Origin of the sequence: Streptomyces coerulescens, assembly GCF_042657965.1 — a bacterium.
Lineage (GTDB): Bacteria > Actinomycetota > Actinomycetes > Streptomycetales > Streptomycetaceae > Streptomyces > Streptomyces coerulescens.
The window spans coordinates 279153-292177 of record NZ_JBHSKM010000044.1; the positions used below are offsets into that span (position 1 = coordinate 279153).

Sequence of the window (13025 nt, forward strand, 5' to 3'; positions counted from 1 at the left end):
AGTTCATGACGTGTCGGACCCGACGTCCATGAGCTCCGCGGTCAACGTCTACAAACGCCTCGTCCCCCAGCCCGTGCGCTCCGCCGCCGCGACCACCGTCCCGGCGGGCGTACGGCGCAAGGTCAAGCGGCGCCTCGCGCGTACCCTGAGCCGCCGCGAGGCCCGGCTGCACCGGCGCGCCCTGCGACGGGTGCGCAAGGCGGGCCTCGGCCACTCGGAGCGCCGTACCCACGCACCCGACGGCCGGGTCGGCCATGTGCACACCGGCCTCACCGCCGATCTGGCCCGCCGGCTCGACCACGACCTGGTCACCCAGGCCCTGGACGCGGCCGAGATCCCCTGGTTCGCGGTTCCCGCGCTGGACGACCGGCGCGTCTGCCTGGCCGTCGACCACAAGGACAAGGGCGCCGTCCGCCGCGTACTACGCGCGTTGCTGGAGGAGCACACCGGCTACGTCGTCTCCGTCTCGCCCGCCGGCAACGACACCGGCACGCTGCCCGGCAGCCATGTCAAGGCCTGGAAGCACTACGGCAAGGCCAAGGTGATCCGGCTGACCTGGCTGCGCACCGACCCGACCGAGAACCTCTGGGTCGGCGAGGAGCAGGGCATCGAGATCGAGTTCTGGACCACCAACACCGACCTGCCCACCGAGCGGCTGATCGGCCCGCGCCCCAACCGTGTGCAGCGCGCGGTGCCCAGCGACGCCCCCGGCATCGAGATCGGCCTGGACCGGCTGTCCGGCTACTGCGACATCGACGGCGACCTGGAGCCGACCGTCACGCTGGAGGACTTCGACGTCCTGCGCCTGGAGGAGATCACCTTCCCGGTCGACGCCGTGCTGCTGTGGCAGCACCGCACGCCGTGGGGCGAGGCGCTGCTGCGGGCCGCGCTGCGCTCCCTGCACCAGTACGCGCCCTGGGTGGACGTCGTCCACGTGATCGCCGAGGCCGAGCCGCCGGCCTGGCTGAGGGCCGACGACCGGCTCACCGTCGTACGCGCCCGGCCCGGCTCCGAGTGGTACCTGCACCAGCTGCCCGACCTCGCCGACCACTTCCTGCTGCTGCGCCCCGGCGCGCTGCTGGGCCGGCCGTCGCGCCCCTTCGACTACTTCACCCCGAACGGTGCCACCCGCCCCCGGCGCGGCCCCTGGAACGCCCAGGAGTCCTTCGCGCCGTGGACCCGGACCGCGTACACGGCCACCGGCCGCGTCACCGCCCACGGCTATGCGCACGGCCCCCAGCCGCACCGCGCCGAGACGCTCACCCGGCTCGCCGCGACCGGCGTCACGCCACTGCCGCTCGACGACGCACAGCTCTCGCCCATCGTCCCCGGCACGCAGCCGCTGGACGGCGTGGTGCACCACTTCGGCCACACCACTGGTCTGGCCGACCCCTCCGGAGAGGCCTTCGTGGCCCTGCACGCCGCGCTGCCCGGCATCGGCAATCAGCTGGAGCGGCTCCTGGTGCGCCGGGACAGCCGGCAGATCCAGCTGTTCGGACTCGGCACCGACGAGGCACGCGCCCGCGGCGGCACCAAGGCCGTCCTGGACTTCCTGCACCGCTACTTCCCCGTCCCGAGCGTCTTCGAGGGCGACCACCACACCGACGAGGCGGACAACCGGCCGTGAGCATGGACAACCCCGAGGCCTCCGCCGCGGTCGGCGCCTACCGCACCCTGGTACCGGCCGGCCTCAGACGCCGCATCGCGCGCCGCATCCCGCTGCGCCTGCGCATGGCGCTCAAGCAGCTGCTGCGCCGCCTGCACACGCTGAACCTTGGCACTCGTATGGTGCGCGGTGCGCGGGCCCGCCGCCGCTGGCCGCATCTGTTCGGCGCGGGCGAGCGGCTCGCGGCCCTGGCCGGACACGGCGCACGGATCGCGCTCGTACGGCCGACGGTCTCGCCGCTCGGCCTGCGCGAGGCCAACCTCGAACTCGTCATCACCGCTCTGGAGGAGCTCGGCGTCGACCACTTCGCCGTGCGCGGCGCCTCCGAATTCCGCTCCTGCCTCGCCGTCGCCACGGCCGACCGTGAGCGGATCGGCCGGGTCCTGGAACGGGTCGCCGAGCGCGGCCCCGTATACCTGCGGGCCTGCCGGGGCGAGTCCGCGCAGGGCCGTGCCGTGCTGGCCGGATCGCGGGCCGGCCGGCAGCTGGCCCGGCGGGCGGACGTGCTGCGCGTCGGCATGGTGTGGAGCGACCCGGCCGGCTCCCTGGTGCTCGGCCTGGAGCACGGCTGCGACATCGAGTTCTGGCGGCCCGAGGACGGCCGGCTGCACGCGCCGCGCCCCAACCGGGTCACCGAGGACGTCGCCCTCGACGAACCCCGCGTCACCGTGCCCATCAGCCGGCTCACCGGCTTCGCCGCCCTCCACACGCGCCGCACCCGCTCGGTGCGCACCATCCGGCCCTGCGCCGACGCGCTGCCCGAGGACGTGCGCTTCCCCATCGACGTCGTCTACACCTGGGTCGACGGCAGTGACCCCGCATGGCAGCGGCGGCGCGGCGCGTACGGCGAGAGCGGCTACCACACCGAGTCCGCGAACGCGGCCCGCTACATCAGCCGCGACGAACTGCGTTACTCCCTGCGGGCGTTGGAGCAGAACGCCCCCTGGGTGCGGCACGTGTTCCTGGTGACGGACCGTCAGCGCCCGGCCTGGCTCAACGACGGCCACCACCGCATCACGGTCGTGGACCACTCGGAGATCTTCGACGATCCGGCGGCGCTGCCCACCTTCAACTCGCACGCCATCGAGAGCCGGCTGCACCACATCAAGGGCCTGTCCGAGCACTTCCTCTACTTCAACGACGACATGTTCCTCGGCAGCCCCGTCACCCCGCAGGACTTCTTCCTCTCCAACGGCATGACCCGCACCTTCTTCTCCCCGTCCCAGGTGCCCCGCTGGGACCTGACCCCCGTGGACCGCCCGGTCGACGCGGCCGGCAAGAACAACCGCCGTCTCCTCCAGGACCACTTCGGCAGCGCCATCGTGCAAAAGCTCCGGCACGCCCCCTACGCGTTGCGGCGCAGCGTGCTCGCGGAGATCGAGCGCGAGTTCGCCGAGGAGCACCGCGCCACCTCGCACAGCCGCTTCCGCAGCGCGAGCGACATCTCCATCCCGTCCTCGCTGTACCACTATTACGCCTATTTCACCGGCCGCGCCGTGCCCTCGAACATCGCCTTCGCCTACCTCGACCTCGCCAAGCCCGAGATCCAGCGCCGCCTGGGCATCCTGCTGGCCCGCCGCGACCGGCAGGCCTTCTGCATCAACGACACCCTCTCCGACGGCCACGACGTGGAGCGGCAGACGCGGATGCTCAGCACGTTCCTGCGCGCCTACTACCCGGTGCCCAGCCCCTTCGAGCGCAAGGAGGGCGAGCTCCGGTGAAGATCTCCTTCCTGATCAACAACATCTACGGCATCGGCGGCACCAACCGCACGGTCATCAACCTCGCCGAGGCACTGTCCGTCCACCATGACGTGGAGATCGTCTCCGTGTTCCGGCGCGCAGGCGCCACCAAGTTCGAGATCTCGCCGCGCGTCACCGTCCGCGCACTGGTCGACCTGCGCCCCGGCTCCGCCGACAAGAACGCCGCCGGCAGCGACGAACCCAGCGAAGTCGTGCCGCGCCAGGAGGAGTTCTACGCCCAGTACAGCCGCTTCACCGACGACCGCATCATCCGCGAACTCCAGAGGACCACCGCCGACGTGGTCGTCGGCACCCGCCCCAGCCTGAATCTCTTCGTCGCCGCCCACACCCGCGACGGCGCCCTGCGCGTAGCCCAGGAGCACATGACCCACCTGGCGATCCCGCTCGCGGTGCGCGAGGAGATGGCCCGCGTCTATCCCCGCCTCGACGCGATCACCACGGTCACCGAGGCCGACGCCCACTCCTTCATGGAGAACACGCCGATCCCCGGCATCCGAGTCGTCGGCATCCCCAACAGCGTGCCAGAGCCGTCCGTCGAACCCTCCGACTGCTCACGCAAGATCGTCGTCAGCGCCGGCCGCATGCACGAGATCAAGCGCTACGACCTCCTGATCCGCGCCTTCGGTCAACTGGCCGACGAGTTCCCCGACTGGCAGCTGCGCATCTACGGCGACGGCGGCGAGGCCGCCAAGCTGCGCGCCCTGGTCAGCGAACTCGGCCTGACCGGAAGGGCGTTGCTCATGGGCGGCTTCTCGCCCATCGAGTCCGAATGGGCCAAGGGCTCCATCGCCGCGGTCACCTCCAGCGCCGAGTCCTTCGGCATGACACTGGTCGAGGCGATGCGCTGCGGCCTGCCCGTCGTCTCCACCGACTGTCCCGTCGGCCCGCGCGAGATCCTGAGCGACGGCGAGGACGGCTTCCTCGTGCCCAACGGCGAGGTCGAAGGCATCACCTGGGGCCTGCGCCGCCTCATGGCCGACGAACCGCTGCGCCGCACCATGGGCGCCGCCGCACTGCGCAACGCCGCTCGCTACGACCCCGCGGCCGTCGCCGACCGCTACGTGAAACTGTTCGAGGACGCCGCCCGCCGCCGCGCCACCGCCCAGCGCGGCTACCGCACCCCGGCCGCAGCCCACAGGAGCGGCCCGGTCCGGCTCACCGTGCCGCCCGTCTCCCTCGGCGCGGCCACCGTGGACGTCGTCACCGACGACGCGGGCTGGCTGCGGCTGTCGGCCGACGGGCCCGAAGAGGGCCGCCGCCGCTGGCAGTTCGTGCTGCGCCACAAGCCCGCGGACGGCGACCGCCGCCCTGACCTGCCCCTGCGCACCTCCCGCAAGGACCTGGACAACGGAGGCACCCGCTACACCGCCGTCGTCGCCCCCTCCGCCCTCGACGAACTCGGCGACGGACGCTGGCAGGTGACCATGAGCGCCCCCAAGTCCTCTGCCGTCCACATGAAGGCCGGCGTCCGCGACACCCGCGCCCTCGTCGACGCCCGCGCCCGGCTGATCGCCCGCCCCCCGGCCGGCCCGATCGGCTGGAACCTGCCCTACGCCCAACCCAATGGCCGACTGATGCTGCGCACCGTCGTACGCGACGAACACGCCGAGTGCACGCACGTCGAATCCGCCGACGGAGGCATCACCGTGCGGGGCGTACTGACCGGCGGACGACGCATCGAGCCCGGCGCGCTGTTCATCGTCAGCCGCCGCGGCCGCCACGGCCGTACCTTCTCCGTGCCCGTCGAGGTCCTCGGCCGCCAGGCGTTCCGCGCCGAGGCACCGCTGCGGCATGTCGTCGACCACCGTCTCGAGCGCTGGGAGGACTGGGACTGGTGGCTCCAGCCCGACCCGTTCGACCGGCGCAAGGTGCGCGTCTGCCATCTCCTGGAGGACTTCCCCGACGTCAAGGGCGCCTACGTCCACCCCTCCGTCCCCCTGGTCGGAGACGAGGCCTCGCCGTACGCCGTGGTCCACCCTGCCCGCCCCGTGTGGGTGCGGCCCTACTGCTCCGCCTCGGGCGCCATGGCCATGAACGTGGTCGACCGATGAACCCTGCCCACCCCGACGGCCGAGGAGGGCCGATGACCGAATCCACCCGCTCCATCCTGCACATCGTCGCCCACCAGGACGACGACCTGTACTTCATGAACCCCGATCTGGTGCGCTCCCTGCAGGACGGCGACCGCATCGCCACGGTGATCGTCACCGCGGGCGAGGGCGACGGCGTCAACGTCGACACCGGCGAGCCCCAACGCGCCGCCGTCGCACCGGACTTCGCCCGCTACAGCACCGAGCGCGGCTGCGGGCTGCGCTCCGCCTACGCCCGTATGACCACCGGCGACCGCAACCACCCCTGGCGACGCGAACCCGTCGACCTGGTCCCCGGGTTCGCCGCGGAGCGATTCACCCTCGTCGGCCACGACGAGGTGTGCCTGTACTTCCTCCAACTGCACATGGGGGCGCCCACCGAGCGGGGCGTCCGCACCCGCCTGCACGACCTGTGGGAGGGAGCCCTGCGCACCCAGGCCACGCTGCCGGTGCACGGCTGCACCGTCGGCGAGGTCCAGCACGTCTCCCGCGAGCAGGTGATCGACGGTCTCACCGCCCTTCTCGGCCATGTCCGGCCCACCGCGGTGCGCACCATGGACCCCGACCCCGAACACGACGGCGGCCGCGCGGAGTTCGTCTGCTCCGACCACGTCGACCACACGACGACCACACAGTTCGCGCTCGCGGCCCTCGCCCGGCACCGGGAGGCCGGCCACAATCCGGTCGTCGAGCACTACCGCGCCTACGCCAACCGCTTCTGGGGCTACAACCTCGACTCGGCCGCGATCACGGAGAAGGCCGAGTACCTGGCGACCTACGGCGGCCTCGACGCACCCACGGTCTGCCCGCACGGCACCTGCCGGACCTGTGGCGACCGCCAGTTGGGGACCGACCCGTACCGCAGCACGCACATGATGAGCGCCGCGTACCGCTACTCGCCGACCACGAACTGGCTGCGCCTCGGGCCGGGCGGACGGCTCAACGCCTTCGGTGTACTGGCCGGACGGCTCGCCTTCTGGACGGAGACCGGCCCGGCGAGCGGCGAGTGGAAGGGCCCCTTCGCGCTCGGTGACGGCTGGATCGCTCCCACACTCGCCGTCGCCGGCCTGCCCGGCGGCCCGGCCGAACTGATCGGCCTGCGCCGCCAGAACGTCGTCGGCGGCGGGGCCACCGTCGACGTCGTGCACACCGTGCAGGACCCGGGCGGCAACGGCTTCAGCGGCTGGCAGACCCTGCAGAACCCCGACTGGGCGCACGGCGACGGACGCCGGCAGCGCGAGGCGGGCGTGCCCTCGACAGCGGTGGACGCGACCGGCCGGCTGTATGTCTTCATCCGCAACTTCGACCAGGGCATCAGCTGCCGGCGTCGCGAGCCCGACGGTACCTGGCTGCCCTGGGAGGACCTCGGTGGCAGCTTCGTCCAGGACGCCGGCACGGCCCTTGCCACCGCGCGCGGCACCGTGGAGCTGTACGTGCCGGGCAAGAACTCGGTCTGGCGCTGGCACCAGACGGAACCCGGCGGCCCGTTCCTCCTGGACGACACCCTGCAGACGGGCCGGCCGGCCACCGGCGGGATCACCGCCGTGGACTCCGGCGACGGCCGCACCTGCCTCTACTTCCGCGAGGCGGGCACCCAGCAGGTGATGGCCTACCGCCAGCACGCCGACGGCCGCTGGCCCGGCTCCGGCGCGGGGCTCGGCGGCCACGGCGGCACCGGTGCGGTGGCGGCGCTGTGGGCCCCCGAACGCGGCGCTCGCGAGGCATTCCTGGCCCACCGCGGCCGCCGCGGCCGGCTCGTCACCTCCCTGCCCGACCGGGACAAGAACGTGGCCGGCACCCGCTGGCAGGAGTCGGGCGAGATGTTCGCGCAGGCACCGGCCATGGCATACGACGCGACGGGCGCCGTCGTCGTGGCCGTCATCGGCACGGACGGCAAACTGCACGTCCGCCGCCAGCTGTCCCCCTCAGTGGGCAGCCCGCTGGGGCCGTGGCGGCCCTAGAAACTCCTGGTAGGAGCCCTTGCAAGTGCTGGTCAGCCAACGCGTCGTCGAGACAGCTGTAGGTCGAGCCTGCCGCCAAGGCTCCAACAGGGACGACCGCCGGCACGCCGCTTGATGTGCTCTTGGAGCAGCTTCTTCCCGGGCCCATGGGCGTAGTGCTCCGCGACGTCCATGGGACTGTCCCCACCGGGGTCACGCAGCTGTGGATCTACGCCGAAAGCCAGCAGTCCTCGCAGCCTTCGAGCGCTGCCGAGACCGTTACTGGTCCACCGGACAGTGCCCAGCCTTCACCCACCACACCCTGCTTCATAAGCCACCTCGCGCTCAGCGCACCGGTCCAACGACATGCGCCACCGCCACGCCCCCCCCTCGCACGCCTCCGACGGGCGCACCTGGCAGATACCTCGTAGGTTGGAGATGAAGGCGGTCGCGCTCGTAAAGATCGGCAGGGCACGCGCGTGACGACAGCGGAGATCGATTTCGAGGAGCTGTTCGACGCCGCGCCGAACCCGTACGTGGTGCTGGACGCCGACCTGGTGATCCGCTACGCCAACCGGGCTTACCTCCAGGTCACCGGCAGGACCCGCGAGGAGCTGGTCGGGCGGCACGTCTTGGAGGCCTTTCCCAAGACACCCGCCGCCCAGGACATGGCGCGGGACTTCGCTGCTTCGCTGCAGCGCGTTCTGGCATCCGGGGAGCCCGATCCCGTGGCTCCGCGGCGATTCGACCTTCCCGTCGCCGGCCGTCCCGAAGAACTCGAGGAGCGGTGGTGGTCGGGGATGTCCAGCCCCGTCCTGAGGTCTGACGGCTCGGTGAAATGGATCATCGCACGGGCCGAGGACGTCACTGAGTTCATGCGTTCTCCAGGCATGGGTGAGGCCACCCAGCCGCTGGGCACGCGGTCGGCAGGGATCGCGGCCCAGATGTACGCGCGTTCGCGTGATCTTGAGCAGCTCAATGATCAGCTGCGCCAGGCACATATCCGCGAACGTGAAATCGTCCTCACCCTTCAGGAGGTCATGCTCCGCTCGCCCGACCTGGACAGACACCGGGACATCGCCGTCCGCTACCTGCCTGCCCTTGGATCACTCAACGTGTGCGGCGACTGGTACGACGTGGTCGATCTACCACCCGACCGCTTCTCCATCGCCGTTGGAGACGTCGTTGGTCACGGTCTGCAGGCCGCCGCCGTCATGGGCATGCTGCGCAGCGCTCTGAGCGCCGCCATCCGGGCCGTTCCCAGCCCCGCACAAGCCCTGGAGGTGCTGGGCCTGTATGCGCGGGCGGTCGACGGCGCACTGGCCACCACCGTCGCAAAAGTGCTCATCGACCCGCGCAGCCGCCTGATCATCTACAGCAACGCCGGTCATCCACCGCCGGTGTTGCTCCATCCAGACGGCAGTTGCGAGCTGCTGGACCAGGCAACCGACCCACCGCTGGGGGCTCGACCGGACCACGTCCCCCGCCCGCAGGCAGGACTGTCCTACACCCGGGGGGACACCCTCGTGCTCTATACCGACGGGCTTATTGAACGCCGTAACGAAGACATCGATACGGGCCTGGCCCGGTTGACCGATTCCCTCGCCCAGCACAGCACCCTGCCGGTAGAAGAACTCGCCGACGCGCTGCTGTCCCACTTGGGCGTCACCGGCGGCAGCCGGGACGACATCGCCCTCGTCGTCGTTCGCCTGTGACCAGTGTCCTGTCCCGTTTCATGTTCCCACCCGGCCCCTCGGTGACCAGGGGGGAGCAAGATGCGGTGAACCCGATGGCCGCCGGCATACCAAGAAGCCTTGCTGCCGCCAGCGGTTCAAGCGCGATCGTCCCAGTCTCCCTTGTCGGCGAGCGGCACCGCGTACAACGAGGCAGGTCCTTCTGGCAGGTGCTCAGCAAAAGAGGCCAGATGTACGACTGGTCTTCGCTGCCGCTCAAGGCCGCGGCGAAGCAATGCCGCTGCTCGCGGTAGCCCTGTGTGGCTGTTCCGCCGGCAGCGTGCCCCCGTCGGCGAAGTGCTCGTACAGCGCTGCCACGCTCACGCCGGCCCGACGGCCCGCCTCTGCCCGCGTGAACCCGTGGGGAGCCTCGCCCGCCGACCGGTTCCAAGGACGCTTGCAGGAGGGAGGGGGTGATGCCGGTCGCTCAGCCGAAGAAGCCCACGATCCGGGCGATCCGGTTGTCCGCGGTGAACTCGACGAAGTCGAGTCCGGGCAGTTCCCGGCCGTAGTTCACGCCTGCGGCGACGATGGGGCCAGGTGCGGTCATCAGCCAGCTGAACCTGCCGACGCCGTGGTGGGTGTCAAGGCCATTGATGGGGCGGAGGGTGAAGCCGGGATAGCGCTCCGCCGTGCCGAGGACGAGCCGGACCATGCCTTCGACGCCCACGATTGTGTCGGTGTAGGTGCTGCCACACCGCAACCGACGTCGGCCTGCACGCGTTCCGAGGCTGGCTGGACGGCTTCAACACGGTCTCCGAACGGGCCCGTCGGCCCTTGCAGATCCAGATGCATTTCGCCCAGCGCGACCATGCCGAGGAATAGTCAAGACCTGTGGATCTAGTGCCACGACAGGCAACGTTTACCCTGTCCGCTACCGGCACCCCGGGGCGATGTCCCCCGTCGATATGCCCGCCGTTCGGGGGCACGGCCGGCGCGGGGCAGCGCGACCCCGAGCCGTCGTTCCGTCGCGAGGGGGGCCAACGTGCCAGGACAGAGCACGTCAAGTCGTAATTCGCGTGGACCGGTATCGCAGGGCTACCGCCCCCGACCGGAACTCATGGCGGTCCACGAGCTCGAGTTGGACGCGCTCGCGCAGACCGGCGAGCAACGTCGGACCGTGTCCGGCAAGGACCGGCTGAACAAGGAACTCGTACTCGTCGATCAGTCCCAGATCTGCCAACGCCAGGGGGAGCGTCACGCCACCCACCCACAGGCCTTCGCCTGACTCCTGCTTGAGCCGCTGAACCGCTTGCCCCAAGTCGCCTCGCACGAGGTCGGCATTCCAGTCGACCCCGCTCAGCGTGCTCGACACGACGTACTTTTTCGCCCGGTCGATGGTCTCGGCGAACGGGATCTGCCACGCATTCATCCAGTCAGGCCACGTGCCCGTGGCCGGCTTCCGCCACGCCGACTCCATCATCTCGTAGGTCACCCGGCCGAAAAGCAGGGCATCGGGGCGCTCCATCTCAGCGGTCCAGTAGCGCATCGACTCCTCGTCCGGGGGGAGCCCTGCCTCGTGGTGGCAGCAGCCGTCGAGCGTGACGTTGATCGAGTATCGAAGTCGTCTCATCCCGTTGCTCTCCCTTGATGCGCGCCCCGCGTTCACCGGACCGTACTAAGACGACTGCCGACGCCTTTTCTCATCGGTGCCCTGATCGCGCCTACTTTGACGCCGTCGTGATGCGACCTCTGACGTCGTCGTGACGCGAACCAATTGGGTCTGAGTGTCACCTGGCAGCGCGGGAGCCTGCGCCCATCCTCAGCCCGCCACCAGTTCCGCTGTAAGGAACCCTTCCACAGCCTTCCGCGCGCGGCGGTCGAACTCGGCATACTGCGCCTCCCGCTCGGCTCCCGCAACCGCGTCGCCGACCAGCAGATTGCCCTCGGCATCGATGCGCTGCGGGCGCTCCTCGGCGTCGGGGAGCAGGGCGACGGAGGAGTAGGAGAATCCGCAGTAATAGGCGATGCCCTCGCTCAGGTTGGTCTCCAGCACGGTCTGCATTCCCTCGGTGATGGCGTCGTCGGAGGTGGCGCCGGCCAGGCCCAGCCACAGCATGCGCTTGCCCGCCAGGCGGGGCTTGCTGCGGCCGTAGGCGAATCCGTAGTTCCACACGCGATCGATCCAGCCCTTGAGGAGGGCGGGCACGCTCTGCCAGTACACGGGGAACACAGCGACGACGACATCGGCGTCGAGAACACGCTGCATATGGGCCTGGACTTCGTCCGAGTACGGCTTCTCCCGGTTGCCCCAGTCCGGCTGGTCCGCCACGTTCATCCGCGGGTCGAACCCTTCGGCGTGCAGGTCGAGCAGGTCGACGCGGTATCCGGCGGTCTCCAGTAGCGCGGCGGTACGGCGGGCGGTGTGCGCGGTGAGGGAATCGGTCCGATGGTGTGCGATGACCACAAGGGCGGTCCTGGCAGCGCTGCTGCGGTGCGACACGGTTTCTCCTGACTGGTCTCGGTCAGTTCGACCAGTCCAGTACACCTGTGATCGATTGGATGATCCATGGGAGAAACGCTCCGCTGCATAGGAGTTCGTCTACGATGGCGTCCGTGGATCCTTTGAGTGCGCTGCTCAGTGGCATTCGGGCCGAGGGCTCGGTCGTCAGCCACGCCGTGCTGGAAGCGCCCTGGAGCATCCGCTTCGCCGACGGCGCCGCGCTCACGATGGTCAGCGTGTTGCGGGGCGGTGGCATCCTGCTGCTGCCCGACGGTGCCGAACAAGCGGTCGGCGTGGGCGACACAGCCATCGTGCGCAGCGCCGACACATTTCACCTCGTGGACCAGCCGGCCACGCTCGACCGCCCACACGTCGAGTACGAAATCGCGTGCTTCGCAGCGGATGCCGAATGCACTGCCCAAGACCTCGGCGGCATCCGCTGGGGCAACGAACCGGACGGAGCAACCGCACTGATCGTGGGCGCCTACCGCGCCTGGGGCCATCGCCATGAACGACTGCTCCGCGCGTTGCCGCCCGTACTCGTGATCAACGAGGGCACAGAGGTCTGCGCCTGGCTGGAGACCGCCGCCGCCGACGCCGCCCTGCGCTCGGCCGGCTCCCAGGCTCTGATGGACCGACTGCTGGACTGGGCCCTGGTGTGTACGCTGCGTACCTGGTTCGACCGGGCGGACTCGGAAGCCCCCGACTGGTACCGCGGCCTGGCCGACCCGGTCCTCGCCCCCGCCCTCGAAGCCTTCCACGCCCGGCCCTCCAAGGGATGGACGGTAGAGGCGCTCGCCACCGAGTCCGGTGTCTCCCGAGCGCTGTTCGCCAAACGCTTCACCCAGGTGATGGGCAGCCCGCCCCTGACCTACCTCACCGAATGCCGTATGGACGAGGCCGAGGCACTCCTGTCCGACACCGACTCCTCCATCGCTCTGATCGCCAAGTCTGTCGGCTACGCCGATGCCTTCGGCTTCAGCGCCGCCTTCAAACGCCATCGGGGGGTGAGCCCCAGCGCCTTCCGCGCCGCAACAGCCCCCGAAAGGGCGCTCCGTCCCTTCCCTCTCGGTTCATGATCGCTCGTTCGTGGTACTGGTCGTCGCGCGGCCCAACTGATCGGAATGTCGTGTACATGATGGGGTCGCAGGCATGGAACGGATGCCGTACGCAACTGACTTGCCCGACGAGCAGTGGTCGTTGATCGAGCCGCTGGTCACCGCGTGGAAGCAGGAGCTGGTGGCCCGGCCGACGACCGGGACCCGGGCTGCTGCGACCTGCGCGAGGTCGTGAACGCGCCGCTCCAGTCGCCGAGCAGCGGCTCGATCGCCGCCCACAAGTCGTCGTCCACGATGCACGGCCGCGTACCCACAGCCCTTCCGGACGGCCG

General features: G+C 70.3%; 9 protein-coding genes. 6 read left to right on the forward strand and 3 right to left on the reverse strand.

The window, feature by feature from the left end:
• The first annotated feature begins 10 nt into the window (after positions 1-10).
• From ACFPQ9_RS38650 to ACFPQ9_RS38670, 5 genes are all read left to right on the forward strand, one after another.
• Complete coding sequence (locus tag ACFPQ9_RS38650; protein ID WP_380863831.1) at positions 11-1627, forward strand: sugar phosphotransferase; 1617 nt, start codon at positions 11-13, stop codon at positions 1625-1627.
• 2 nt (positions 1628-1629) lie between these two features.
• Entirely contained in the window at positions 1630-3387 is a 1758-nt protein-coding gene (locus ACFPQ9_RS38655) for a stealth family protein (RefSeq protein WP_417804980.1), read from the forward strand.
• The gene (locus ACFPQ9_RS38660) at positions 3384-5480 is read left to right on the forward strand and encodes a glycosyltransferase family 4 protein (protein ID WP_380863837.1); all 2097 of its coding nucleotides are present in this window, start codon (positions 3384-3386) and stop codon (positions 5478-5480) included. Before ACFPQ9_RS38655 ends, ACFPQ9_RS38660 begins: the two co-directional genes overlap by 4 nt.
• 32 nt (positions 5481-5512) lie before the next feature.
• Entirely contained in the window at positions 5513-7480 is a 1968-nt protein-coding gene (locus tag ACFPQ9_RS38665; RefSeq protein WP_380863840.1) for a DUF8189 domain-containing protein, read from the forward strand.
• 458 nt (positions 7481-7938) lie between these two features.
• The gene (locus ACFPQ9_RS38670) at positions 7939-9174 is read left to right on the forward strand and encodes a PP2C family protein-serine/threonine phosphatase (RefSeq protein WP_380863843.1); all 1236 of its coding nucleotides are present in this window, start codon (positions 7939-7941) and stop codon (positions 9172-9174) included.
• A gap of 445 nt (positions 9175-9619) precedes the next feature.
• On the opposite strand, the gene ACFPQ9_RS38675 is transcribed toward ACFPQ9_RS38670, so the two are convergent.
• The 3 genes from ACFPQ9_RS38675 to ACFPQ9_RS38685 form a co-directional block, all read right to left on the reverse strand.
• Positions 9620-9862: a hypothetical protein gene (locus ACFPQ9_RS38675; protein ID WP_380863846.1), complete on the reverse strand. Its 243-nt coding sequence runs from the start codon at positions 9860-9862 to the stop codon at positions 9620-9622.
• 333 nt (positions 9863-10195) lie between these two features.
• Entirely contained in the window at positions 10196-10765 is a 570-nt protein-coding gene (locus ACFPQ9_RS38680) for a dihydrofolate reductase family protein (RefSeq protein ID WP_380863848.1), read from the reverse strand.
• A gap of 189 nt (positions 10766-10954) precedes the next feature.
• Positions 10955-11635 carry an NAD(P)H oxidoreductase gene (locus tag ACFPQ9_RS38685; protein WP_380863851.1) on the reverse strand — a complete coding sequence of 227 codons (681 nt, stop codon included), beginning with the start codon at positions 11633-11635 and terminating at the stop codon, positions 10955-10957.
• 113 nt (positions 11636-11748) lie between these two features.
• Between ACFPQ9_RS38685 and ACFPQ9_RS38690 the strand changes: the two genes are divergently transcribed.
• Entirely contained in the window at positions 11749-12714 is a 966-nt protein-coding gene (locus ACFPQ9_RS38690) for an AraC family transcriptional regulator (RefSeq protein ID WP_417804906.1), read from the forward strand.
• Positions 12715-13025: the final 311 nt, after the last annotated feature.

What these genes read in the sequence shown, in the direction of transcription:
- ACFPQ9_RS38680 (WP_380863848.1), bottom strand. Translation starts at nt 10,765, where the DNA reads ATGAGACGACTTCGATACTCGATCAACGTCACGCTCGACGGCTGCTGC.
- ACFPQ9_RS38655 (WP_417804980.1), top strand. Translation starts at nt 1,630, where the DNA reads ATGGACAACCCCGAGGCCTCCGCCGCGGTCGGCGCCTACCGCACCCTG.
- ACFPQ9_RS38665 (WP_380863840.1), top strand. Translation starts at nt 5,513, where the DNA reads ATGACCGAATCCACCCGCTCCATCCTGCACATCGTCGCCCACCAGGAC.